The following is a 24,579-nucleotide window of genomic DNA, read 5'->3' on the forward strand; positions in this document are numbered from 1 at the left end:
ATGCCTCGCGTCAGAGGTCGATCGTGTAGGCCACCATCGAGTACCCCTCGACCGACCAGTCCCGCGCGGGCACGCGCCTCAGCCCGAGCCGCTGGTACATGCGCTGAGCGGCACGCATCTCCACGAGGGTCGAGAGCACCACGCGCTGCGCTCCGGCCTCGGTCCCGTGGGCCAGCGCGGCCCTGAGCAGAGCCTCACCGACCCCGCGGCCGCGGGCGTCCGGGGCCACGGCGAGCATCCTCAGCTCGACCTCCCCCGGCACGGCGATCTCGGCCAGCGGCGACCCCGCCTGCGCGAGGGTCACGGTGCCCACGACCTGCCGACCACCCTCCTGCCCGTCGTCCACCGCGACGAGCACGGTCCCCACCCCCGCGCGCCCCACGGCGTCCCTCAGCTCGTCGAGATACCCGTCCTCGGGGCTCAGCAGGTCGTCGGCGAGGTAGGCGTGCGCCGTCAGCTCACCGACCTGGGTCAGGTCCTCGGGGGTCGCCGACCGGATCACGAGAGTCACTCGGCCACCTCGATCCCCACGGCCTCAGGGCCCCCCTCGAGCAGGGCGACGAACCCCGCCTCGTCCAGGATCCTCAGGCCGAGCTCGCGGGCCTTGGCCTCCTTGGAGCCGGCGTTCTCGCCCACGACCACGGCGTGGGTCTTCTTCGACACGCTGCCTGCGGCCTTGCCCCCGCGGGCGAGGATCGCCTCCTTGGCGCTGTCCCGCGAGAAGCCGTCGAGGGACCCGGTCACCACGACGGTGAGCCCCTCGAGGGTGCGAGGCACCGACGCGTCACGCAGGTCCTCCATCCGCACCCCCGCCGCCGCCCACCGGTCCACGATCTCGACGTGCCAGTCCACCGCGAACCAGTCCCGCACGGCAGCGGCGATGGTCGGACCGACGCCCTCGACGGCGGCGAGCTCGGACTCCTGCGCGGCCCGCACGGCCTCGAGGGAGCCGAACTCGGTCGCCAGGGCACGGGCCGCCGTGGGCCCGACGTGCCGGATGGACAAGGCCACGAGGATGCGCCAGAGCGCCTGCTCCTTGGCCTTGTCCAGCTCGGCGAACAGACGGACCGTGTTGGCGTGGGGCTTGGAGGGCGCCTTGGGCGTCGCCTTGGTCCAGAAGTGCAGCCGGTCCTCCCACAGGCCGGTGCCCGCGCCCTCCTTCTTGATCTCCCGCCAGACGCGCACCGACGCGAGGTCCTCCGAGGTCAGGTCGAACAGACCCGCCTCGCTCGACAGGACCGGCGTCTGCGGAACGGGCAGAGCATCGGGGACCGGGCCGTCCACCGCGCCGTCGGGCCGGTAGCTGGCAGGGTCCGCGGGGCGGTCCCGCTCGGGGGCCGTGAGGGCGATCGCCGCCTCCCACCCCATCGCCTCGATGTCCAGGGCGTTGCGCGAGGCGATGTGCGCCACACGCTCGCTCAGCTGTGCCGGGCAGGAGCGCGTGTTGGGGCAGCGGATGTCGACGTCGCCCTCCTTCGCCGGGGCGAGGGGTGTGCCGCACGAGGGGCAGTCGACCGGCATGACGAACTCACGCTCGCTGCCGTCCCGGAGGTCGACCACCGGGCCGACGATCTCGGGGATCACGTCCCCCGCCTTGCGGAGCACGACCGTGTCCCCGATGAGGACACCCTTGCGCCGCACCTCGCTCGCGTTGTGCAGGGTGGCCATCTCCACCGTGGACCCGGCGACCAGCGCGGGTTCCATGACGCCGTAGGGGGTGACCCTGCCCGTGCGTCCCACGTTGACCCGGATGTCGAGCAGGCGGGTGTTGACCTCCTCGGGGGGGTACTTGTAGGCGATGGCCCAGCGCGGCGCCCGGCTGGTCGCGCCGAGCCGTCGCTGCAGGGCCGTCTGGTCGACCTTGACCACGATGCCGTCGATCTCGTGCTCGACGTCGTGCCGGTGCTCGCCGTAGTGGTCGATCATGGCCTGGACACCGGCCTGGTCCGCGACCACCCGGGTGTAGGGCGAGACGGGCAGACCCCAGCCCGCGAGGAGCTCGTAGGTCTCGGACTGACGCGCGGTCGCGGCCTCCCGGCCCTCCCAGCGCAGGGCACCGACCCCGTGGCAGTACATCCGCAGCGGGCGGGAGGCCGTGACCCGCGGGTCCTTCTGGCGCAGGGACCCGGCCGCAGAGTTGCGCGGGTTGGCGAAGGGGGCCTTGCCCGCCGCAACCTGAGCCTCGTTGAGGGCCGCGAACCCCTCGACCGGCAGGAACACCTCGCCGCGCACCTCGATCAGCTCAGGGTGGTCCTCCCCCGCCAGGACGTGGGGCACCCCCTCGATCGTGCGGACGTTGAGGGTCACGTCCTCCCCGGTGCGCCCGTCCCCGCGGGTCGCTGCCCGGACGAGCCGACCGCGCTCGTAGAGCAGGGCGATCGCGAGGCCGTCGATCTTGAGCTCGCACAGGTACTGCAGCCCGTCGGCGGCGCCGTCCAGGTCCTTGTGGACCCGGGCGTCCCAGGCCGCCACGTCCTCGGCCGAGAAGGCGTTGTCGAGGCTCAGCATCCGCTCGACGTGGTCGACCGCGGCGAACTCGGTCGAGAAGGTCCCCCCCACCAGCTGCGTGGGCGAGTCGGGGGTGCGCAGGCCGAGGTGGGCGTAGTGCTCCTCGAGGGCCTCGAGCCGACGCAGCAGCCCGTCGTACTCGGCGTCGCTCACCGTCGGGGCGTCACGCACGTAGTAGGCGAACTGGTGGTCACGGATGGCCTCGGCGAGCTCGGTCCAGCGGTGCCGGGCCTCCGGCTCGTCGAGGTCGTGGTCCTCGGCGGCCAGCGCCGTCGTCGGGGCCTGGGCCCGGGGGGTCTCGTCGTCGTGCTCGCTCACGGCCACATCATGGCGCGTGGCGGTGACATCCCGCCTCTCAGCCCGCGTCGGCCCGCTCGGCGAGGATCCCCGCGACGCGGACCGAGGTGCCGATCGCGTGCCGTACGTCACGGGTGTCGCTCAGCAGCAGGTCCCCGCCGCCGAGACCACCCGAGGTCTCGACGTGCACGACGACGTCCTCGAGGGACCGGGCGGGCAGCCCGACGGCGGTCCAGGGTCGGGTGATGAGGTCGGCGACCTGCTGGGGGCCGGCCGGGCGCTTCCACCGGTCCTGGGGCAGTCCCAGCCACATGCGTCGACCGTCCTCGACCAGCGCGGCGACCTGCTCCCACTGCGGCCCGCGCACCGCCCCCGCCGCGATGCCGACGGACTCGGCACCGCTGCGCGCGAGGGCCTGCAGGGCCCGTGAGGCGAAGCGACCGCCGCCGTGGGCGACCACCTCGCCCACCCCGGCGGCCCGCGCGGCGTCGACGACCTCGCGCAGGGCCGCGGCCGCGTCGTCGAGGGGCACGGCAGGCAGGCGGCCGTGACCCGAGAAGGTCGCGAGGGTGCCGCTGAGCACGTCAGGCAGCATCGGCTCGCGCACCACCAGCACCGGACGCGCCCCGGGCACGGCCGTGCGGAGCGAGGCCATCAGGCCCCCCAGCCCGTCGGCGAGGGAGGCGGCCACGTCACGGGCCGCCCCGGCATCGCTGAGCACCCTGTCGCCCCGGGCCAGGTAGAGGATCGCGGACAGGGTCCACGGTCCGCGCACCGAGACCACGAGGGGGCCCTGGTAGCCGTGCCCGGCGATCGCGAGCGCGTCGAGGTCCTCCCGGAGCAGCGAGGAGGTCCGTTCGAGGTCGAACCCGGGCCGGTCGGCGAGCTTCCACCCGTGCGTGCCGATCTCCACGGGCATGTCGGTGAGCAGAGCCGCGGTCCGGGCCACCGAGGTCGCCCACGGGCCCCGGGCCGGGAGCTGGACCGCCGACGGCAGGCCGCGGACTCCCTCGGGCACAGCGGTGAGCTCGCCCAGGACGGTCGTCTGGGCCTCGAGCACCCTCTCGCCGGGCCAGGGGCCCAGCAGGCTGACCCCGGTCACCGTCGGGACGCCGTCACGGTGGCCTGGCCGACCACGCGGTCGCCCTCGAAGAGCACGAGCGACTGACCGGGGGCGATCCCTCGCAGCCCGTCCTCGAGGTGCACCTCGACCCGCTCGTGAGCTCCGTCCTCGGAGGCGGAACCGGGCGCCGGGGCGGCGGTGCGGCGTGCGCGGGCCTCGACCGGGGTGCCGTGGGCCCGTACCTGCACCGAGCACCCGAACCACGCGCTCGGCTCGGGGGCCGGGTCGAACCAGACGGCACGGTCCCCGTCGAGCTCTCGGACCGTGAGCAGCTCGGCCGCACCCACCACGACCGTGTTGCTCGAGGTCTGGACCTCCAGGACGTAGCGCGGACGGCCGTCCGGGGCGGGACGCCCCAGGGCCAGGCCCTTGCGCTGGCCCACCGTGTATGCGTAGGCACCGTCGTGCTCCCCGACCACCGCGCCCTCGGCATCGACCACCGGACCGGGTCGGGAGCCGAGCCGGTCGCGCAGGAAGCCCTGGGTGTCGCCGTCGGCCACGAAGCAGATGTCGTAGGAGTCGGGCTTGGCCGAGACCGCGAGGCCTCGGTCGGCCGCCTCGGCGCGCACCTGCTCCTTCGACGGCACGTCGCCGAGGGGGAACATCGAGCGCGCGAGCCGGTCCGGGCCCATCACGGCCAGCACGTAGGACTGGTCCTTGGCGACGTCGCGGGCCCGGAGCAGGGACCGGGTGCCGTCCTCGGCGATCTCGACGCGGGCGTAGTGGCCGGTGCAGACGGCGTCGAACCCGAGGGCCACGCCCTTGTCGAGCAGGGCCTCGAACTTGATGTGCTCGTTGCACCGCACGCACGGGTTGGGGGTGCGGCCGGCCTCGTACTCGGCGAGGAAGTCGGCCACGACGGTCTGCTCGAAGCGCTCGGAGAGGTCCCACACGTAGTACGGGATGCCCAGCACGTCGGCCGCCCGCCGCGCGTCCCCCGCGTCCTCGATCGAGCAGCAGCCGCGCGAGCCGGTGCGGAACTGGTCCCGGTTCCGGGACAGGGCCATGTGGACACCGACGACGTCGTGACCCGCGTCGACCGCGCGCGCAGCGGCCACGGCCGAGTCCACGCCCCCGGACAGGGCTGCCAGCACTCGCATGGGCTCAGACTACGGGCCGTCCGGCGCGGTCTCGCCCACCGGGAGGGCATCGGCCAGGGACCGCTCGTAGGCGACCTCGGGCACCGTGACGCCGTTCACCTCGGCCTCACGGGTGGCCTCGGTGCACGACCAGCCCCGTGCCTCGTAGAAGCGCCGGGCGCGGTGGTTCCCCGGCAGCACCCAGAGCCGAGCGCTGACGAGCCCCGCACGAGCCAGGTCGAGGGTGACCCGAGCCAGCAGCGCCGTGCCCACGCCCCGGCCCCACGCTTCGGGGTGGAGGTTGATCGCGTAGAGCTCGCCGAGCCCCGGACCGTCCTCGTCCCGGCACGGCCCGTACCCCGCGAAGCCCACCACGCGCCCGTCCATCAGGCCCACGACCTGCCGCGCGGACGTGCTCCCCCGAGGGTCCGTCGAGGCAGGAGCGGGCCCTGCCAACTCCCCCAGCATCCTGCGCCACCCAGCGGTGTAGCGCTCGGGGTCGAGGCGGTCGAGGTGCTCCTGGTCGATCAGTCCCTGGTAGGCCCCCTGCCAGGCACGCACGTGCGCGAGGGCGATCGCCTCGGCGTCCTCGCGCACCGCCGGGCGGACGGCGATCGCGGTCACCGCGCGAACCGTGTCGGGTCGAAGAGGCCGATCTCGTGGTCCGTGCGCCCCAGCACGGCGAGGTCCGCGAGGATCTCGCCGACCACCGGCACGAACTTGAACCCGTGACCCGAGAACCCGCAGGCGATCGCGACCTGCGGGTGCAGAGGGTGCGGACCGAGGACGAAGTGCTCGTCGGGGGTGGTCGTGTAGAGGCAGGTCCGTGCGTCGACCACGGGACCTGTCAGCTGCGGAAAGAGCTGGAGGGCACGGGCTCGCACCTCCTCGACCTCCTCGGGCCGGACCGTGCGGTCGACGGTCTCGGCCGTGGTCTCGACCCCGTTGCGGAAGTAGGCGAGCTTGAGCCCGCCCGCGGGGCCGTCGATCATCGGGAAGCCGTACATCGTGCCGTTGCCGTCGGTGCTCTCGACGTAGACCGGGTGCTCGGCGTCGGTGTACGCCTCGTAGGGCAGCTGCGCCGTGAAGTCCGGGGTGAACCAGCAGAAGATCTGCCGCTCGACGCGCAGCGGGATCTCCAGGTCCGCGAGCAGCCCGGGGGCCCAGGCCCCTGGGGAGAGGACCAGCCGGTCCGCACCGTAGGTCCCGGCGGCGGTGCGGACCTCGACCCCACCCCCCGGGGTCACGGTCCAGCCAAGCGCGGGTTCCTCCAGGTGGATCTCCGCGCCGCGGCGGCGTGCCACCTCGACCGTCGCACGGGTGGTCCGCTCGGGACGCACGTACCCCGCGGCAGCCTCGAGCACCCCCACGGCGTGCGACGCCGGGGCCATGGTCGGGATCCGCTGCCGCACCTCCTCGGCGGTCAGCACCTCGTGGGGCAGGCCGTGCTCCCGGGCCGAGGACAGGCTCCCGGTCACGACCTCGCTCGCCGGGTCACCGAGGTAGATGCCCCCGCAGAGGGTCAGCAGCTCCTGCCCCGAGGCCTCCTCGAGCTCGCGCCACCCCGCGTAGGCACGACGCAGCAGGGGCACGTAGGCGGAGCCCTCGAAGTAGGACTGGCGCACCAGGCGGGTGCCTCCGTGGGCCGAGCCACGGTCGTGCCCGGGGCGGAACCTCTCCAGGCCCAGGACCGACGCCCCGCGTCCCGCGAGCTCCATGGCGGCGGCCCCGCCCATCGAGCCGAGCCCGACGACGATCACGTCATGGGTCCGCACCTCAGCCGACCCCCGCCAGGCCGGCGGCCCGAGCCCGCTCGACCACCTCGGGCAGCACGCTGACCAGGGCGTCGACCTCCTGGGCCGTCGAGGTGCTGCCCAACGAGAACCGCAGGGCCCCACGGGCGTCGTGATCGTCGACCCCGGTGGCGACGAGCACGTGCGAAGGCTGCGGCACGCCGGCCTGGCAGGCCGAGCCGGTCGAGCACTCGATCCCGTGGCTGTCGAGGAGGTACAGCAGGGAGTCGCCCTCACAGCCCGGGAAGGTGAAGTGCGCGTTGGCCGGCAGGCGGCCGGGGCTCGGGGCGCCCGCGGCCCCGGGCTCGGGTCCGCGCAGCACGGCCTCAGGCACCCCGCGGCGCACCCCGGCGACGAGGGAGTCCCGCAGCCCGGCCAGACGCTCGGCGTTCTCCGCGCGGTGCGTGACGGCCTCCTCGACCGCGACCGCGAAGGCCCGGGCCGAGGCGACGTCGACCGTCCCGGAGCGCACGGCCCGCTCCTGACCGCCCCCGTGCAGCACCGGGGTCAGGTCGAGGCCGCGCCGCGCCACGAGGGCACCGACCCCGACCGGCCCGCCGACCTTGTGCCCCGAGACCGTCATGGCGTCGAGCCCCGAGGCCGTGAAGTCCACCTCGAGCTGACCCACGGCCTGCACCGCGTCGGCGTGCACCGGCACGCCGTGGCGGCCCGCGAGCGCCACGACCTCGTCGAGGGGCTGCACCGTGCCGATCTCGTTGTTCGCCCACATCACGCTGATCAGAGCCGCCTGGTCACCATGGGCGGCAAGCTCCTCGGCCAGGGCGTCCACCTCGAGCCGACCGTCCCTGTCGACCGGGAGCAGGACGACCTCGAAGCCCTCGTGCTCGGCGAGCCAGACCGCGGGGTCCAGGACCGCGTGGTGCTCGACCGCCGAGACCAGCAGCCGCCGTCGGCGGGGGTCCTGGGCGTGGCGGGCCCAGGCCAGGCCCTTGAGCGCGAGGTTGTCGGCCTCGGTGCCCCCCGCCGTCAGCACGACCTCGCTGGGCCGCGCCCCGAGGGCGGCACCGAGGGACTCGCGGGACTCCTCGACCACGCGCCGGGCGGTGCGGCCGGCCCCGTGCAGCGAGGAGGGGTTGCCCGTCCGGGTGAGCTGCTCGACCATCGCCGCCACGGCCCGCGGGTGCATCGGCGCGGTCGCCGCATGGTCCAGGTAGACGGTCACGAGACGGAAGTCTACGAACCTGCTGGCACAATCTCCCCGGTGACCACCAACGAGCCGGGACCTCGCGCCTTCAGCGGATCGCGCCTCGGGTGGGCCGACCTGCCCCGGTCGGTGCGCTCCCGCATCGCCGACCTCGCGGGGGCCGAGGTCGTCAGCGAGGCGAGCGCGACCAGCGGCTTCAGCCCTGGCTACGCCGCGACCCTCGAGCTGGGCAACGGCACCGAGGTCTTCGTCAAGGCGGTCTCGCCCGAGCAGAACCCCCACTCCCCCGATCTCGCCCGTGCCGAGGTGGTCGCCGCCCGTGCCCTGCCCGCCGAGGTGCGGTCCCCGCGCCTGCTGTGGTCCGACGATGACGGCACGTGGGTGCTGCTCGGCTTCCAGGCCGTGCACGGTCGCAGCCCGGCGATGCCCTGGCAGCCCGAGGAGCTCGGGCTCGTCCTCGCCGCCGTCGAGGACCTGGCCCAGACCGGGACCGGTGCCCGCGGGGACCTGCACCCGCTGACCGAGGACCTGACGGCCCTCGCCCCGTCCTGGCAGCGCCTCGCCGAGGACCCCACGAGCCTGGACGCCGCGGTCGCCGCCGCGGGCGAGCACGGGGCGTGGCTGAGGGACCACCTGGCAGACCTCGCGGACTGGGCCCGGGACGCCCCGGAGGCCGCCGCCGGCGACTGCCTCGTGCACGGCGACCTGCGCGGGGACAACGTGATGATCGAGCCCGACGGCACGGTGTGGCTCATCGACTGGCCGTGGGCCGCTGCGGCAGGGGCCCCCTGGTACGACCTGCTGAGCATGCTCCCGAGCGTCGCGATGCAGGGCGGTGGCGACCCCGGGAGCATGTTCTGGAGGCATCCCGTCTCCCGCGGTGCCGACCCGGACGCGGTGCGGTCGACCCTCGCCGCCCTGACCGGCTACTTCGTGCACGGGGCCGTCCAGCCCCCGCCGCCCGGCATCGGCAACCTGCGCGAGTTCCAGCGGGCGCAGGGCCTCGAGGCCCTCGCCTGGCTCCGGTCTCTCTGACCCGGAGGTCGAGCCGGTCAGGCCTGCTCGGCCTTGAGCCGACGGAGCTCGGCCGCGGCCTGCGGCAGCACCGAGAACAGGTCGCCCACCACGCCGAAGTCGGCGATCTCGAAGATCGGTGCCTCGGGATCGGCGTTAACCGCGACGATGGTCCCCGAGGACTGCATGCCGCCGCGGTGGTGCACGGCTCCCGAGACCCCGGCACCCACGTAGAGGCGGGGCGAGATCGTGACCCCCGTCTGACCGATCTGCGTCTCGTGACCGATCCAGCCCTCGTCGGTCGCGACGCGCGTCGCCCCGACGGCACCTCCTAGCACCTCGGCGAGCTCCTCGACCGCGGAGAAGTCCCCCTCGGTCCCACGGCCCCCGGCGACGACGACCTGGGCCTCGCCGAGCTCGGGCCGCCCCGAGGAGGGCCGGACCGTCCGCTCGACCACCCGCGTGCGTGCGGCGGGTGGGCTCACGAGCGCGTGGACCACGACCTGCGGGGCCTGCCCCGTGGGCTCGGCCTCCGCCGGGACGGCGTTCGGCTTGACCGCGACCACCGCGCGCGGGGTGGTGATCTCGACCTGGAGGGTCCAGGTGGCGGCGAAGGCCTGCTGGTGGACCACGAGGCGTCCCTCGCCGGACCGCTCGAGCCCCGCGGCGTCGACCGACAGCCCGGCCCCGGTCTCGTGCGCCGTGAGGGCCGCGACCTCCTTGTTCTCGAAGGTCGAGGACAGCAGCACCGTCGTGGCGCCGCTCTCGACCATGATCTCGGCGAGGGCACGCGCCGAGGTCGCCACCGTGACGTCGGCCTCGAGGTCCACCTGGTGGACCGTGCTCACGCCGTGCTCGGCCAGGAGGTCGAGGGCGTCGGCGAGGCCGCTGCCGAGCCAGACGGCCTCGACCGGGCCGAGGGACCGGGCCAGGGTCAGGAGCTCGAAGGCCGGGGCGCGCACGACGCCGTCGTGGTGGTCGACCAGGGCGAGGACGGCAGGCTGAGTCATCAGGGCTCCTTCAGACGAGACGGTTCTCGACGAGGTAGGCGGCCAGTCGCAGGCCGGCGTCCCCCTCGTCCGTGATGAGCACGCGGTCCTCGCGCGCGGGGCGCGGGCTCGCCTCGACGACCGTGGTGCGGGCCGCCGTCTGCCCGACGGCGGTCGGGTCGACACCCAGGTCCGCCAGGGACCAGGTCGACACGACCTTCTTGCGGGCCGCCATGATCGCCTTGAAGTTCGGGTACCGCGGCTGGTTGGCCTGGTCGGTGACCGAGACCAGGGCCGGGAGGTCGGCCTCGAGCACCTCGACGACGTGGTCGAGGTCGCGGCGCACCCGCACCGTCCTCGCGTCCGCGCCGGTCAGCGTCAGCTCGGCAGCCAGGGTCGCCTGGGGGAGGTCCAGCTCGGCGGCGAGAAGGGTCGGCACGACCGACATCAGGCCGTCGAGGGCTGCCATGCCGGTGACGACCAGGTCGACCGGACCGTCGGCGGCGATCCGTCGCACGGCCGCAGCCAGGACGGTCGCCGTCGCGAAGGCGTCGGAGCCCGCGAGCGCGTCGTCGACCACGTGGACCGCGTGCTCGGCACCCATCTGCAGACCGCGGCGCACGGCGTCCTCGGCGTCCTGGGGGCCCATCGTCAGGACCGTGACCTCGCCGCCGTGGGTCTCGGCGAGGGTGACGGCCGCCTCGACGGCGTTCTCGTCGAGCTCGTTGAGGGTCCCGTCGCCCTGGCTGCGGTCGACCCGCCCCTCGGGCGTGAAGCCCCGGTCGCCCTGCAGGTCCGGGACGTGCTTGACGCAGACCACGATCTTCATGCTCACCGGTCTCCATTCTCCTTGCCGAGGGCCCTGGGAAGGCTACCGCGCGAGGACTGGGACGTCCGCACCGTGGCCGGCCCTCCCCCGGGATCCTGACGTGGTCCACACTGGGTGATCGTGACCCGCGCCCTCCCGCCCCGCCTCGGGGCGCACCTCTCCCCCGAGGGGCTCGAGGTCGCCGTGCTGGCCTCGCACGCCGACGCGGTAGACCTCTGCCTGCTCGACCGCGACCCCTCCTCGACCGACGGCTGGAGCGAACGACGCCTCCCTCTCGAGGGTCCCGTCCATGGCGTGTGGTCGGCCCGCGTTCCCGGCGTCGCCGCGGGGCAGCACTACGGCTTCCGCGCCCACGGCCGGTGGGATCCACGCGCCGGCACCCGCTACAACCCCGCGAAGCTGCTCCTGGACCCCTACGCGCGCGGCGTCCAGGGGGAGCTGGAGCTCGGCCAGGCGGTGCACGGCCACCGGCTCGACGCCGAGCAGGACGAGCGCGGACCCCTCCCCGACCCCACGGACTCGCGGGCTGCCGTCCCGCACTCGGTCGTGGTCGACGACCGCTTCGACGCGCCCCCCGTGCCGTTGCCCGAGGTCCCCTGGGGGGAGACCGTCGTCTACGAGGCGCACGTCCGCGGGCTGACCGCCCAGCTGACCCAGGTCCCCGCCGAGCTCCGCGGCACCTACGCGGGGCTCGCGCACCCGGCGACGATCGCCCACCTTCAGGAGCTGGGGGTCACGACCCTCGAGCTGCTGCCGATCCACGCCTCGGTCAGCGAGCCGCACCTCGTCGAGCAGGGGCTGACCAACTACTGGGGCTACAACACCCTGGCCTTCTTCGCCCCCGAGCCTCGCTACGCGACCGCAGCCGCGCGGGCCGCAGGTCCTCAGGCCGTGCTGACCGAGGTCAAGGGCATGGTCCGGCTGCTGCACGAGGCCGGCATCGAGGTCGTCCTGGACGTCGTCTACAACCACACCTGCGAGGGCGGCACCGACGGCCCGCAGCTGAGCTGGCGCGGCCTGGACCCCACGGTCTACTACCTGCACGACGGCGGCTCCCCTGCCCGGTTCGCCGACGTCACGGGCTGCGGCAACTCGCTGGACTTCCGGCGCCCTCGCGTGGTCCAGATGGCCCTGGACTCGTTGCGCTACTGGGCCGAGGTGGTCGGCGTCGACGGCTTCCGCTTCGACCTCGCCGTGACCCTGGGCCGTGGCGAGGAAGGGTTCGACCCCGATCACCCGTTCCTCGTGGCCCTCCAGGCGGACCCCGTGCTGAGCCGGCGGAAGCTCATCGCCGAGCCCTGGGACGTCGGGCCGGGCGGATGGCGCACGGGCGGGTTCCCGGCACCCTTCTCCGAGTGGAACGACCGCTTCCGCGACGCGGTGCGCACCTTCTGGCTCGTCGACCCCGGTCAGGCGGCTCACGGCCGGCCCGGATCGGGGGTCGCGGAGCTCGCGACCCGCCTGGCAGGCTCAGCCGACCTGTTCGGCTACAGCGACCCGCCGCTGATGCGCGGCGTCGTCGCCTCGGTGAACTACGTCACGGCGCACGACGGGTTCACCCTCGCGGACCTCGTCGCGTACTCGCACAAGCACAACCACGCGAACCGCGAGGGCAACCGCGACGGCACCGACAACAACCGGTCCTGGAACCACGGGCTCGAGGGACCGGTCGGCGCGTCCTCGGTGGGCATGGAGATCGTCCCTCTCCGGAGACGGTCGATCCGCAACCTGCTGGGCACCCTCGTGCTGTCTGCCGGGGTCCCCATGCTCACGGCCGGGGACGAGATCGGCCGCACCCAGCACGGGAACAACAACGCCTACTGCCAGGACGGCGAGCTCTCGTGGCTGCACTGGGACCTGTCCCCGTGGCGGTCCGACCTCCTGGCCACCACCCAGCACCTCCTGCGGCTGCGTCGCGAGCACCCGGCCCTGCGCGAGACCGAGTTCTACCTCGGTCGGCCGAGGCCAGGGCACGACCCGCGGCCCGACCTGGACTGGCTGACCCCGCAGGCCACCGCCTTCGACCACGACCGGTGGCACGACCCCGCCGTGCGGACCCTGCAGATGATCCGCACCGCCCGGGACGGCTCGGCAGTCCTCATGATCATCAACGGCTCGCTGGACCCCGTCGAGGTGACCGTCCCCCCGGCCGTCCCGGGCGCCTGGCAGCTGCTGTGGGACAGCGTCGCCGAGCACCCGGAGGACCTCACGGACCCGGACGGCGCGGGGGCGAACGGTGCGGGAGCACCCTCCCCCGGGACGGTCCTCCTGGTCGAGCCGCTGTCGATGCGGGTCTACGCCGGCTGAGCGCGCTGCAGGCCGAGCTGCCGCCTCACCGCCGACACGCCCGGTCGGACGCGCCCACCGGATGCCGACCACCATCCCGGCTGGGTAGGTTCGGGGGGTGACGCCGACCACGCCGCCGATCCCGCCGCGGGACCCCGCCCCTGAGACGGGCGACCGTCGCGGGGCCCGGCCCCCCGTCCCCCCTGCCCCAGCGACCCCACGGAGCACGGTGTCCCCCGACTCAGCCCTCCCCTCCTCTGACGCCGGCCGGACCGAGATCGGCCGCATCCCCGTGATCTCGGTCGGTCCCGTGGTCGAGGGCGGTCGTTGGCCGGCCCGCGCGATCGTCGGTGAAGCCGTCGAGGTCACCGCCACCGTCTTCCGCGAGGGCCACGACGCCGTCGCCGCGACCGCCGTGCTGGTCGCCCCCGACGGCACGGATCGTGCGAGCGTCCGGATGGACGTCGTCAACGCGGGCCTCGACACCTACCGCGCGGACCTCGTGCCCGACGCCCCGGGGGCCTGGGCCTTCCGCGTCGAGGGGTGGTCCGACCCGTACGGGACGTGGTTGCACGACGCGACGATCAAGGTCGAGGCCGGGGTCGACGTCGAACTGATGCTGGCCGAGGGCGCAGCGCTGCTCGAGCGCGCCGCAGCGCGCGACGGGCTGTCGACCGAGGCCGCGTCGACCCTGGGCGAGGCCGTCCGGGGCCTGCGGGACACCCACCAGCAGCCGACCACCCGGCTCGCCTCGGGCACGGCCTCCGCGGTGCAGCGTGCCCTCGCGACGCACCCCCTGCGCGAGCACGTGACGGTCTCGGAGACCTACGACCTCGACGTCCAGCGCGAGCTCGCGATGGTCGGCGCCTGGTACGAGATGTTCCCCCGCTCGGAGGGGGCCGAGCTCGACGAGGTCACGGGCGAGTGGCGGTCGGGCACGCTGCGCACGGCCGCCGAGCGGATCCCCGCGATCGCGGGGATGGGGTTCGACGTCGTCTACCTGACCCCCGTGCACCCGATCGGGACCACGTACCGCAAGGGGCGCAACAACGCCCTGACGACCGAGCCGGGCGACCCGGGGTCGCCCTACGCGATCGGCTCCCCCGAGGGCGGGCACGACGCGATCCACCCCGAGCTGGGCACCTTCGAGGACTTCGACGCCTTCGTGGCGACCGCCCGGGAGAACGGCCTCGAGGTCGCTCTGGACCTGGCCCTGCAGTGCTCCCCGGACCACCCGTGGGTCACCGAGCACCCCGAGTGGTTCACCACGCGCATCGACGGCACCATCGCCTACGCCGAGAACCCGCCCAAGAAGTACCAGGACATCTACCCCCTGAACTTCGACAACGACCCCGAGGGCATCTACCACGAGGTGCGCCGAGTCCTGCAGGTGTGGATCGACCACGGCGTCACGGCCTTCCGGGTCGACAACCCGCACACCAAGCCGTTGTCCTTCTGGGAGCGGATCCTGGCCGACGTCGCCCAGGACCACCCCGAGGTGATCTTCCTCGCCGAGGCCTTCACCCGTCCCGCGATGATGCACACCCTCGCGCGGATCGGTTTCCACCAGTCGTACACGTACTTCACCTGGCGGAATACCAAGGCCGAGCTCGCCGAGTACCTGACCGAGGTCTCGGGCGAGGCCGCCGCGTACATGCGCCCGAGCTTCTGGCCCACGACCCACGACATCCTGACGCCCTACATGCAGCACGGAGGCACGGCGGCCTTCGCGATCCGTGCCGTGCTGGCCGCCACGGGAGCGCCGACCTGGGGGATCTACTCGGGCTACGAGCTCGTCGAGAACGTGCCGCGCCCCGGGGTCGAGGAGCAGATCGACAACGAGAAGTACGAGTTCAAGCCGCGGGACTGGTCGACCGCCGAGGGCATCGGCATCTCGACCCTGCTGACCCGGCTCAACGAGATCCGCCACGAGCACCCCGCCCTCCAGCGGCTGCGCGGGCTCACGGTGCACCGCACCTCGGACTCCTCGCTGCTGTGCTTCTCACGCCGGGTGACCGCCGCGCAGTCCCCGACGGGCCGTGCGGACACCGTCATCGTCGTCGTCACCACCGACCCGCACCAGGCCCACGAGGGCGTGATCGAGCTCGACCTCGAGGCCCTGGGGATCCCCGACGGTGACGGTGCCCTCTTCGGCGCCCACGACCTCCTCTCGGGGGCGACCTACGCCTGGGGTGCGCGCCCCTACGTACGCCTCGACCCGTGGAGCCAGTGCGCCCACGTCATCACCGTGAGGCCGCTGTGAGCGACCGTCACCACGAGACGTCCCGCGAGGCCACGACCGCCCGGCCGGTCGACCCGCGCAGCGCCCTGCCCGCGCGACCGGACCCCCTGGCCGGGCTGCCCCGGATCGAGCCGCAGGGCCTCTCGCAGGACCCCGACTGGTACAAGACCGCGGTCTTCTACGAGGTCATGCTCAAGTCCTTCGCCGACTCGACCGGTGCGGGGATCGGCGACCTGCGCGGTCTGATCGAGCGCCTGGACTACCTGCAGTGGCTCGGGATCGACTGCCTGTGGCTGCCACCCTTCTTCCCGTCGCCCCAGCGCGACGGTGGGTACGACGTCGCGGACTTCACCGCGATCGCCCCCCAGTACGGCACCCTGCAGGACTTCTCCGAGCTCATCGAGAGGGCCCACGAGCGCGGCATCCGGATCATCATCGACCTCGTGATGAACCACACCAGCGACCAGCACCCGTGGTTCCAGGCCTCGCGATCGGACCCGGAGGGCCCGTACGGGGACTTCTACGTGTGGAGCGACGACAACACCCGCTACGAGGACGCCCGCATCATCTTCGTGGACACCGAGACGTCGAACTGGACCTTCGACCCGGTGCGACGGCAGTTCTTCTGGCACCGGTTCTTCAGCCACCAGCCCGACCTCAACTTCGAGAACCCCAGCGTGCGCGAGGCCATGAAGGACGTCGCCCGCTTCTGGCTGCGCATCGGCGTCGACGGGTTCCGGCTCGACGCGGTGCCGTACCTCTTCGAGGAGGAGGGCACCAACTGCGAGAACCTGCCGCGCACGCACGCCTACCTCGCCGAGATGCGCAGGATGGTCGACGAGGAGTTCCCGGGGCGGATCATGCTCGCCGAGGCCAACCAGTGGCCTGAGGACGTGATCCCGTACTACGGCACCGAGGACGCCCCCGAGTGCCACATGTGCTTCCACTTCCCGGTCATGCCGCGGATCTTCTACTCGATCAAGGACCAACGGGCCAACCAGATCGTCGACATCCTCGCCGACACCCCCCAGGTGCCGGCCGGGGGGCAGTGGAGCACTTTCCTGCGGAACCATGACGAGCTGACCCTCGAGATGGTCTCGACCGAGGAGCGCGCGTCGATGTACGGGTGGTACGCCCCGGACCCCCGGATGCGCGCCAACGTCGGCATCCGCCGGCGGCTCGCACCGCTGCTGGACAACTCGCGGGCCGAGATCGAGCTCGCGCACGCCCTGCTGCTGTCCCTGCCGGGCAGCCCGTGCCTGTACTACGGCGACGAGATCGGCATGGGCGACAACATCTGGTTGCCTGACCGCGACGCCGTCCGCACACCGATGCAGTGGACCCCGGACCGCAACGCGGGGTTCTCGACCGCCGACCCGGGCAAGCTCTACCTGCCGGTGGTGCAGTCCCTCGCGCACCACTTCACGGCGCTCAACGTCGAGGCCCAGCTCGTCCAGCCGACCTCGCTGCTGCACTGGGTCCACGGCATGCTCGCCGTCCGTCGTCAGCACCCCGTGTTCGGCACCGGGGAGTTCGTCGCCCTGACGACGGACAACGACGCGGTCCTGGCCTACCTCCGGCGCTCTGCCGAGGAGACCGTCCTGTGCGTGGCGAACCTCGCCTCGACCCCGCGCTCGGCCCGCGTCAGGCTCCCCGACCACCACGACTACGCCCTGCACGACATCTTCGGCGGGGCGGAGTTCCCGCCCGTCGACCACCGCGGCGAGACGGTCATGACCCTCGGCTCGCGCGACTTCTTCTGGCTCACGGTCACACCCAGCGGCTGAGCGCTCGGCCCGAGGACCCAGACGACGAACCCGGCGGAGGTCGGCATGACAGCGCAGGACACGACGCAGTCCCCTCGTCCGGCGCGGCCCGTCGCAGCCGCCGAGACCGACCTCGTCGCCGCCGTCGCCGCGTGGGCCCCCGAGCAGCGGTGGTTCCCGGCCAAGGGCACGACCGATGCCCTGAGCAGCATCGGAGTGGTCGACCTGGCCGACCCGGTCGGTGAGGCCGAGGTGCTCCTCCTGCTCCTCCGGCTCCCGGGGGGCGGGGTGCTCCAGGTCCCGGTGACCCTGCGGCCCGAGCAGCACCCCGGTCCCGGGGTGGTCGGCGCCGTCGAGGTGCGCGGCCGCGCGGTGGTCGTCGTGGACGGCTGCCACGACCCTGCCTTCCTGCGCGCCTGGCTGGCCGTGGCGCGCTCGGCCGAGGACGGGGACCACGGACCCGAGGGCCTCGGGACCGAGGCGCTCACGGGGGCCCGGGTGCTGACCGGCGAGCAGTCGAACACCTCGGTGCTGCTGCCGGGCCTCGACCCCCCGGCCATCCTCAAGGTCTTCCGAGGTATCAGCACGGGCGCCAACCCCGACGTCGAGGTGCCGCTGGCGCTGAGCAGCACCTTCGCGGGGGTCCCCCGGCCCCTGGCCTGGCTCACCGGCAGCTGGCCGGAGGCCGAGGGCGAGGCCGTCGGGCACCTCGGCGTGCTCAGTGAGCTGGTCCTCGACGCCAGGGACGGGTTCGAGCTGGCCTGCGAGCGTGCCGCGGCCGGCGAGGACCTCGGCGACCTCGCCGAGACCCTGGGCCGCACCACCGCCCAGATGCACCTGGCCCTGCGCACCTCGTTGCCCACGCCCCCGCCGCCCCCCGGCACGACGGAGGCAGCAGGGACGGCCACCGCTCGACGGGTCGCCGCCGCGCTGGCGGCCCGCGCCTCGGCGGCCCTGCGCGACGCCCCCGTCCTCGTGCCCCGCGCCGACCGGGTGGCCGAGCTCATCGAGGGGGTCGCCGAGCTGGAGGACCTGCCCCCGCTCCAGCGCGTGCACGGGGACTACCACCTGGGGCAGGTCCTGCACGCCCACGACGGCTGGCGCGTCCTGGACTTCGAGGGAGAGCCCCAGGCCCCTGCCGCCGAGCGCGCCCGGCCCGACCTCGCGCTGCGCGACCTCGCCGGGATGCTCCGCTCGGTCGACTACGCGGCCGCCGTCGGCGGCGCCCAGGACCCGGGATGGTCGGCGCGGGCGAGGGAGCGGCTCGTCGCCGGGTACCTCGACGCGTCGGGCGAGGGCACCCCGGCGAGCGGCACGACCGTCCAGCTCCTGCGCGCCCTCGAGCTCGACAAGGCGCTCTACGAGGTCGTGTACGAGTCGCGCAACCGTCCCGACTGGGTGCACATCCCCCTCGGCGCCGTCGACCGGCTCCTGGGCGGGACGGGCTGACCGGCGGGCCGGCGACCCGACCCCTCGCCAGCCGTGCGGGGGGATGCCCACCGTGGCAGGGTGGGCACATGAGGCCCCCCGAGACGCCGTCCACCCCGCCGACCTCGGCGATCACGGGCGTACCGCCTGCCGCCGCGCCCGACCAGACCTCCGCGAGCCCGTCGCCGAGGACCCCTCGGCCGATCAGCCACGAGGAGCTCGACGCCGTCGTCGGGGGGACCCACTGGGACCCGCACCGTGTGCTCGGCGCCCACCTCGACAGCGGCACCGCCGGTCCTCCGCGGGTGACCATCCGCGCGCTGCGGCCCCTCGCGGACGCCGTCACGGTGGTCACCACCGAGGGTGAGCACCCCGCCGAGCACGAGCACGGCGGCGTGTGGGTCTGCGTGCTCGAGCGCGACGAGATCCCCGACTACCGGCTGCACGTCACCTACGGCGAGGTCGTCACGACCGGGGACGACCCGTACAGGTTCCTGCCCACCCTGGGCGAGATGGACCTGCACCTCGTCGCCGAGGGGCGCCACGAGGAGCTGTGGACCGTGCTCGGGGCGAACCTGCGGACCTACCCGAGCGTGCTGGGCGAGGTGCACGGCACCGCGTTCGCCGTCTGGGCCCCCAACGCCCGCGCGGTGCGGGTGGTCGGGGACTTCAACCACTGGCAGGGCACCCCCCACGCGATGCGCGCGCTGGGCAGCACCGGCGTGTGGGAGCTCTTCGTGCCTGGCGTGGGCGCCGGCGCACGGTACAAGTTCGAGATCCTCAGCCAGGACGGATCCTGGCGTCAGAAGGCAGACCCGATGGCCCGCGGCACCGAGGTGCCCCCGGCGACCGCCTCGGTCGTCGTCGCCTCGGACCACACCTGGCACGACGAGGACTGGCTCGCGCGCCGCAGCGAGGGCGACCCCCACCAGGGCCCGGTGAGCGTCTACGAGGTACACCTGGGGTCCTGGCGCCCCGGCCTGGGGTACCGCGAGCTGGCCGACCAGCTCACCGAGTACGTCACCTCGCTCGGGTTCACCCACGTCGAGCTGCTCCCCGTGGCTGAGCACCCCTTCGGGGGCTCCTGGGGCTACCAGGTGAGCTCGTACTACGCCCCGACCTCACGGTTCGGGCACCCGGACGACTTCCGGCACCTCGTGGACCGGCTCCACCAGGCCGGCGTCGGCGTGATCCTCGACTGGGTCCCGGCGCACTTCCCCAAGGACGAGTGGGCCCTGGGCCGCTTCGACGGCAGCCCTCTCTACGAGCACCCCGACCCGCTGCTGGGCGAGCAGCCCGACTGGGGCACGTACGTGTTCAACTTCGGGCGCAACGAGGTCCGGAACTTCCTCGTCGCGAACGCGACGTACTGGCTCGAGGAGTTCCACATCGACGGCCTACGTGTCGACGCGGTCGCCTCGATGCTCTACCTCGACTACTCCCGCAGCCACGGCCAGTGGCGCCCCAACGTCCACGGCGGCCGGGAGAACCTCGAAGCGATCCAGTTCATCCAGGAGGCCAACGCCACCGCGTACCGGCGCACCCCCGGGATCATGATGATCGCCGAGGAGTCGACCGCGTGGCCCGGGGTCACCAGCGCGACGACCGACGGTGGTCTGGGCTTCGGCCTCAAGTGGAACATGGGCTGGATGAACGACACCCTCCGCTACCTCGCGGAGGAGCCGATCAACCGCCGGTACCACCACCACGAAGTCACGTTCTCCCTCGTCTACGCCTTCTCGGAGCAGTTCGTGCTCCCGCTCTCCCACGACGAGGTCGTGCACGGCAAGGGCTCCCTCCTGGGCAAGATGCCGGGCGACCGCTGGCAGCAGGCTGCCGGCCTGCGCACCCTGCTGGGGTACCAGTGGACCCACCCGGGCAAGCAGCTGCTCTTCATGGGCGGGGAGTTCGGCCAGCCCGCGGAGTGGGCCGAGGGACGCGGCCTGGACTGGCACCTGCTCGAGGACCCGACCCATGCGGGCATCTCGCGCCTGGTGACCGACCTCAACGAGCTCTACCGCTCCGAGCCCGCCCTGTGGCGGCTCGACGGAGACCCTGCGGGCTTCGAGTGGATCGACGCGCAGGACGCCGCGCACAACGTGCTGTCGTACATCCGCCGCGACGGTGAGGGCCGCAGCGCCGTCGTCGTCGTGAACTTCGCCGGGACGCCGCACGAGGGCTATCGGGTGGGGCTGCCCACCGGCGGGGTGTGGCGCGAGGCCCTCAACACCGATGCCGAGGCCTACGGCGGCAGCGGGGTGGGGAACCTCGGACAGGTCGAGGCCGACGCGGTGCCGCTCCACGCCCAGCGCTGGTCGGCTCTCCTGCGGGTCCCGCCCTTCGGAGTCCTGGTCCTCACCCCGGAGGACCAGGGGACCTCCTGACGCAGCCGTGGCCCGCCCCCGCCCGCGGGGCGGGCCCCCCGCGGCCGGGCTGAGCGCCGCCGACGAGCGGCGCCGCGGCGGGTCGGGCGAGGGCGTCGCTCAGTAGAGGGCGCTCGCCAGGGAGCGTCGGGCCGCCATCACGCGCGGGTCGTCGTCGCCCACCACGCCGAAGAGCTCGACCAGCCGGACGCGGACCGCCTCCCGCTCCTCCCCCGCCGTGACGCGGACGAGGTCCACCAGGCGGACGAAGGCGTCCTCGACCTTCCCGCCGAGCACGTCGAGGTCGGCCACGGCGAGCTGGGCCTCGACGTCCCGGGGCGCGTCTGCCGCGGCGGAGCGCACGGCCGCGAGGTCGGCGCCCTGGGTGCGGCGCAGCAGCTCGACCTGGGCCCGCCCGGCTCGCGCCATGTCGTCACGCGGGTCCTCCAGGAGGGCCTGGTCGTAGGCGGCGGCCGCCGCATCCAGGTCGTCCCGCTCGATCGCGTCGTAGGCCGCCTGGTGGAGCGGCGGCAGCGGGGGCTCGGCCGGCTCCTCGGTCTCGGGCTCGACCGGGCCCGCCTCGACCCGTCCGGTCACCCCGTTGGCCGCGGCCGCCTCGAGCAGCTGCGTCAGCACTGCCCGCACGTCCTCGGTCGAGGCCTGGCCCTGGAAGAGCGGGACGGGCTGCCCCTTGAGGACGGCGACGACGCTGGGCACCGACTGGGCCTGGAATGCCTGCGCGATCTGCGGGCTCGCCTCGGAGTCGACGCGAGCCAGCAGGAACCGTCCCTCGAACTCGTCCGCCAGGGCGACGAGGTCCTTGACCACCTCGGCCGCGACCTCGCTCCACGCGGCCCACAGGACGAAGACCACAGGCACCTGGACGGACTGCTGCACGACGTCGGCGAAGCTCGCCTCGGTCACGTCGACGACGTAGCCGGGGGTCGCGGCCCCGCCCCCGGTCGGAGGACCGCCGGGGGCCGGGGCCGGCGTGCGGCCGAGGCCCGACAGGTCGACGGCTCCGCGCACGTCGAGGCGGGGCTGGTTCCCTACGGGCTGCTGGCTCATCTCTCGCTCCTGGTTCGGGGCTGCGGGTCGGTCACTCGCCGGTGACCTCGGTCAAGGTGTGCTCGGCGCCGAGCACCCGGACGGGCTCCTCCGAGCCCGCGGGTGGGACGGCGAAGGCGACGGTGCTGGTCCAGTCGATCGCGAGGTTCGCCGCGACGACCTCCTGGCCGAGCAGCGCGGCCGTCTCGCCCCCGAGGTTCACCGTGCTGTCCTCGAGGGTGATCGTCGTGCTGGTCCGGACAGACCCCACCACGATGGCGCCGCCCTCAGCCGTGCCGATCACCTGAACCCCGTCGGCACCGGGCTCGTAGGTCTCGGTCAGCGTGCCCTTGTCGACCACGAGGCCCTCGTACCCGGCGCGCACCGCGGCGATCTGCGCCCGGAGCGGGTCGTCCTCCTCGTCGAAGGCCTGGGCCGCCTCGTCCTCCGCATCACCGTCGAGGAGGGCGACGTAGCCCTCGAGCACCGCCTCGGGGGTCAGCAGGAGGGCCTCGGGGTCGACCTCGGCGCTGCCGAGCTCAGGCTGGTTGGTCGGGGGCATCTGGGCCCCCGGGAACAGACGCACCCAGGACCACAGCTCGAACTGGGACCGGGGCCCGTCCTGCACCAGGGTCACCAGCAGGGGAGCCCGGAGGTCCTCAGGGGCCTCGGTGACGGCCATCACGGTCCGCGGCCACTGCGTGGTGCTCGGGACGACCACGGTCTGGGTGCCCTCGGGAATGGCCGTGACGGCGCCCTCGTCCCCTGCCTCGACCTCGGCGTACTGGGCGGTGCGCAGGTCGAGGGCGGGTCCGGCGACGCGCGGGCCGAGCAGCCCGGCGTCATGCACCTCGTCCCCCTCGGCGACCACGGTGCTGACGTCCTCGAGGATCCGTTCGACCTGGGCGGCGGTGAGGGCAGGGGGCGGCACGGCTGGCGCAGCCTCAGGCTCGGGCTCAGGCAGAGGGGTGCTGCAGCCGACGAGAAGGAGACCTGCCGCCAGCGCACCCGTGACCGTCATGGGCCGTGTCCTCATGATGCGCCTCCCTCGTCCTCGTCGCGGCGACCTCGGCTGCTGCCGTCCCGGGGGTCAGGGTCCTTCGTCGACCTCTCGGCGTCCTCGGCCGAGCCCGCTGCCCCACCCTCCGGCCCGAAACCCCAGGCCTTGCGCCAGGCGTCGGCCGAGGCGCTCTGACCGGCCTGGGGGCGGGTCGACCATGTCAACGGGGCAGGTCCCGGCGGGGTTCCCGCCGCGCCCGAGCCCGGAGCGTCTCCGGGGCGGTCGGTGAGGCCCCCCGCCCCCCTGCCCGCGCGTCCTGGGGCCAGGGGCGCACCAGGGCTGTCGGCCGTCGCCTTCTCGGACCGGCGCGCGGGGAGCGCCCGCCCCAGACGCCCCCGCCACCCCGCGGCGGGCTGGGGCTCGTCCGCCCGGTCGCCGGGCGGCCGGGTCGTCGCGTCCGAGGCCGACGGGGGGCCTGCCGGTGGGGCCGCCGGGGCAGGCGGGCCGCCCGCGGGGGGGACGGCCGGGGTCTGGCCGGTCGGAGCGCTCTCGGCGCCGCGAGCAGGGCGCCGACCACGCGACGTGGCCTGTCGCGCCTCGAGGGCGCGGCGCTGCTCGAGCTCGCGGATCTGACGGCGGGTCATCGGCCCGGTGGGCGGGCCGTCCGGGCCGCTCGCCTCCGCGGCGGCTGCGCCCGCGAGGGGAGCTGGCGCGGCGGTCGTCGGTCCGCCCCCCGAGCCCACACCCTCGACCTGCGGTGACGTCGACTGCCGGGTCGGGGCCCCCCCGAGCGGTGTGACCGTCCCCACGTGCAGGGGCAGCCCACCCGCGGGGGTCGAGGTGACGCGGATCGGTGCCGGTCGACGCGCCTCGCGGCGCGCGCGGAGCAGGAGGAGGGCCCACCAGACGATGCCGGCGAGAAGGAGCACGCTGCCGACGGCGACCCCTGGCACGAGCCAGGGCGTGCGGACCTCCTGGGGCCAGGTCAGCGAGACCGACGGCGGGCCCGCGTCCTCCCCGGTGGTCGCGACCAGCACGCTCCATCGACCCGGCTCGGTGGTCCAGGACAGCTCGGCCTCTCCGACCCCGCCGACCTCGGTGACCCACAGGTCCGAGCCCGCGGGGTCCGGGGCCGGACGCGGCTCGGCGTCCTCCTCCGCAGCCTCGGAGTCCTCGGCCTCTGGCGCGTCCGCTGCCGTCTCCTCGGCATCGCCCTCCGCCTCCTCCGGGGCGGGCTCGACGACCTCCGTGCGCAGGACCTCGGCGTCGGCGAACCCGGTGACCAGGGTGTAGGCGTCCTCCCCGACCCATGCCTCGACGTCGGAGGTCCTGCCGAGGGCGATGACGACCGCCTGATCACCCTGCGCGCGGGCCTCGACGAGCACCTCGTCGGCAGCGAGGTCGAGCACGCCGGGGGCGGTGACGACCATCGTCCCGCCGTCGGCGGCCTGGGCCTGCGCGACGAGGGTGTCCGAGGGCCGCCACACCGTGGCCGAGGCTGCGGCGAGGGAGATGGCGACGACGCCGAGAAGGCAGAGCAGCGTCGCAAGAGCACGTTGGAGCACAGATCGTCCTTTCAGACGTGACGGTCCACCTTAGGCGAGGCGACCCCTCGTGGCGCGCCCAGCCCGGCCACAACGGACACTTCGG

The 24,579-nt window shown here is 73.9% G+C and carries 18 protein-coding genes; 6 read left to right on the top strand and 12 right to left on the bottom strand.

What is annotated here, in order from left to right:
• Positions 1–10: 10 nt before the first annotated feature.
• Genes J4G33_RS03305 through J4G33_RS03335 form a run of 7 tightly spaced genes read right to left on the bottom strand, consistent with a single transcriptional unit; the run spans position 11 to position 7,983 of the window.
• A complete protein-coding gene (locus J4G33_RS03305; protein ID WP_208054440.1) occupies positions 11–511 on the bottom strand; it encodes a GNAT family N-acetyltransferase in 501 nt (166 codons plus the stop codon).
• On the bottom strand, positions 508–2,826 hold the full coding sequence (gene ligA / locus J4G33_RS03310) for an NAD-dependent DNA ligase LigA (protein WP_372434946.1): 2,319 nt from the start codon (positions 2,824–2,826) through the stop codon (positions 508–510). Before ligA ends, J4G33_RS03305 begins: the two co-directional genes overlap by 4 nt.
• A 37-nt stretch (positions 2,827–2,863) precedes the next feature.
• Positions 2,864–3,907, bottom strand: a complete 1,044-nt coding sequence (locus tag J4G33_RS03315) for a uroporphyrinogen decarboxylase/cobalamine-independent methonine synthase family protein (RefSeq protein ID WP_208054441.1) — start codon at positions 3,905–3,907, stop codon at positions 2,864–2,866.
• Complete coding sequence (mnmA, locus tag J4G33_RS03320) at positions 3,904–5,028, bottom strand: tRNA 2-thiouridine(34) synthase MnmA (protein ID WP_208054443.1); 1,125 nt, start codon at positions 5,026–5,028, stop codon at positions 3,904–3,906. Before mnmA ends, J4G33_RS03315 begins: the two co-directional genes overlap by 4 nt.
• Before the next feature lie 9 nt (positions 5,029–5,037).
• Positions 5,038–5,631: a GNAT family N-acetyltransferase gene (locus J4G33_RS16970; protein WP_208054445.1), complete on the bottom strand. Its 594-nt coding sequence runs from the start codon at positions 5,629–5,631 to the stop codon at positions 5,038–5,040.
• Positions 5,628–6,782 carry an N-methyl-L-tryptophan oxidase gene (solA, locus tag J4G33_RS03330; protein ID WP_307793702.1) on the bottom strand — a complete coding sequence of 385 codons (1,155 nt, stop codon included), beginning with the start codon at positions 6,780–6,782 and terminating at the stop codon, positions 5,628–5,630. The genes J4G33_RS16970 and solA overlap by 4 nt, the downstream gene beginning before the upstream one ends.
• A 1-nt stretch (position 6,783) precedes the next feature.
• Complete coding sequence (locus J4G33_RS03335; RefSeq protein ID WP_208054447.1) at positions 6,784–7,983, bottom strand: cysteine desulfurase family protein; 1,200 nt, start codon at positions 7,981–7,983, stop codon at positions 6,784–6,786.
• A gap of 39 nt (positions 7,984–8,022) precedes the next feature.
• On the opposite strand from J4G33_RS03335, the gene J4G33_RS03340 reads away from it, so the two are divergent.
• Positions 8,023–9,000, top strand: coding sequence for a phosphotransferase (locus J4G33_RS03340; protein WP_208054448.1), 978 nt, complete (start codon positions 8,023–8,025; stop codon positions 8,998–9,000).
• A 17-nt stretch (positions 9,001–9,017) separates the two neighbouring features.
• On the opposite strand, the gene J4G33_RS03345 is transcribed toward J4G33_RS03340, so the two are convergent.
• Both J4G33_RS03345 and J4G33_RS03350 read right to left on the bottom strand, forming a co-directional pair.
• Positions 9,018–9,989 carry an electron transfer flavoprotein subunit alpha/FixB family protein gene (locus J4G33_RS03345; RefSeq protein ID WP_208054449.1) on the bottom strand — a complete coding sequence of 324 codons (972 nt, stop codon included), beginning with the start codon at positions 9,987–9,989 and terminating at the stop codon, positions 9,018–9,020.
• 10 nt (positions 9,990–9,999) lie between these two features.
• Complete coding sequence (locus tag J4G33_RS03350) at positions 10,000–10,797, bottom strand: electron transfer flavoprotein subunit beta/FixA family protein (RefSeq protein ID WP_208054678.1); 798 nt, start codon at positions 10,795–10,797, stop codon at positions 10,000–10,002.
• 120 nt (positions 10,798–10,917) lie between these two features.
• Here J4G33_RS03350 and glgX point away from each other — a divergent pair, with 120 nt between their 5' ends.
• The 5 genes from glgX to glgB all read left to right on the top strand — a co-directional run bounded on the left by glgX (position 10,918) and on the right by glgB (position 20,903).
• Positions 10,918–13,104 carry a glycogen debranching protein GlgX gene (glgX, locus tag J4G33_RS03355; protein ID WP_307793703.1) on the top strand — a complete coding sequence of 729 codons (2,187 nt, stop codon included), beginning with the start codon at positions 10,918–10,920 and terminating at the stop codon, positions 13,102–13,104.
• A gap of 208 nt (positions 13,105–13,312) precedes the next feature.
• A complete protein-coding gene (locus J4G33_RS03360; protein WP_208054451.1) occupies positions 13,313–15,346 on the top strand; it encodes an alpha-1,4-glucan--maltose-1-phosphate maltosyltransferase in 2,034 nt (677 codons plus the stop codon).
• An 86-nt stretch (positions 15,347–15,432) separates the two neighbouring features.
• Positions 15,433–17,112 (top strand): maltose alpha-D-glucosyltransferase, encoded by a 1,680-nt coding sequence (gene treS, locus J4G33_RS03365; RefSeq protein ID WP_243758572.1) that lies wholly within the window; start codon positions 15,433–15,435, stop codon positions 17,110–17,112.
• A 45-nt stretch (positions 17,113–17,157) separates the two neighbouring features.
• Entirely contained in the window at positions 17,158–18,540 is a 1,383-nt protein-coding gene (locus J4G33_RS03370; protein ID WP_208054453.1) for a maltokinase N-terminal cap-like domain-containing protein, read from the top strand.
• Positions 18,541–18,608: 68 nt separating this feature from the next.
• On the top strand, positions 18,609–20,903 hold the full coding sequence (gene glgB, locus J4G33_RS03375; RefSeq protein WP_208054454.1) for a 1,4-alpha-glucan branching protein GlgB: 2,295 nt from the start codon (positions 18,609–18,611) through the stop codon (positions 20,901–20,903).
• Between the two features lie 99 nt (positions 20,904–21,002).
• Here the strand turns inward: glgB and J4G33_RS03380 are convergent, their stop codons facing one another.
• Genes J4G33_RS03380 through J4G33_RS03390 form a run of 3 tightly spaced genes read right to left on the bottom strand, consistent with a single transcriptional unit; the run spans position 21,003 to position 24,494 of the window.
• Entirely contained in the window at positions 21,003–21,950 is a 948-nt protein-coding gene (locus J4G33_RS03380) for a co-chaperone YbbN (protein WP_208054455.1), read from the bottom strand.
• Positions 21,951–21,981: 31 nt separating this feature from the next.
• A complete protein-coding gene (locus J4G33_RS03385; protein ID WP_208054456.1) occupies positions 21,982–22,950 on the bottom strand; it encodes a DUF8094 domain-containing protein in 969 nt (322 codons plus the stop codon).
• Positions 22,951–22,961: 11 nt separating this feature from the next.
• On the bottom strand, positions 22,962–24,494 hold the full coding sequence (locus tag J4G33_RS03390; protein ID WP_208054457.1) for a hypothetical protein: 1,533 nt from the start codon (positions 24,492–24,494) through the stop codon (positions 22,962–22,964).
• Positions 24,495–24,579: the final 85 nt, after the last annotated feature.

Source organism: Actinotalea soli, from assembly GCF_017565425.1.
In the GTDB taxonomy this organism is placed as follows: Bacteria; Actinomycetota; Actinomycetes; order Actinomycetales; family Cellulomonadaceae; genus Actinotalea; species Actinotalea soli.

Excerpts from the sequence above, each read along its gene's own strand:
- mnmA (WP_208054443.1), bottom strand. The coding sequence starts at position 5,028 with ATGCGAGTGCTGGCAGCCCTGTCCGGGGGCGTGGACTCGGCCGTGGCC.
- J4G33_RS03345 (WP_208054449.1), bottom strand. The coding sequence starts at position 9,989 with ATGACTCAGCCTGCCGTCCTCGCCCTGGTCGACCACCACGACGGCGTC.
- J4G33_RS03350 (WP_208054678.1), bottom strand. The coding sequence starts at position 10,797 with ATGAAGATCGTGGTCTGCGTCAAGCACGTCCCGGACCTGCAGGGCGAC.
- J4G33_RS03370 (WP_208054453.1), top strand. The coding sequence starts at position 17,158 with ATGACAGCGCAGGACACGACGCAGTCCCCTCGTCCGGCGCGGCCCGTC.
- glgB (WP_208054454.1), top strand. The coding sequence starts at position 18,609 with ATGAGGCCCCCCGAGACGCCGTCCACCCCGCCGACCTCGGCGATCACG.
- J4G33_RS03380 (WP_208054455.1), bottom strand. The coding sequence starts at position 21,950 with ATGAGCCAGCAGCCCGTAGGGAACCAGCCCCGCCTCGACGTGCGCGGA.
- J4G33_RS03385 (WP_208054456.1), bottom strand. The coding sequence starts at position 22,950 with ATGACGGTCACGGGTGCGCTGGCGGCAGGTCTCCTTCTCGTCGGCTGC.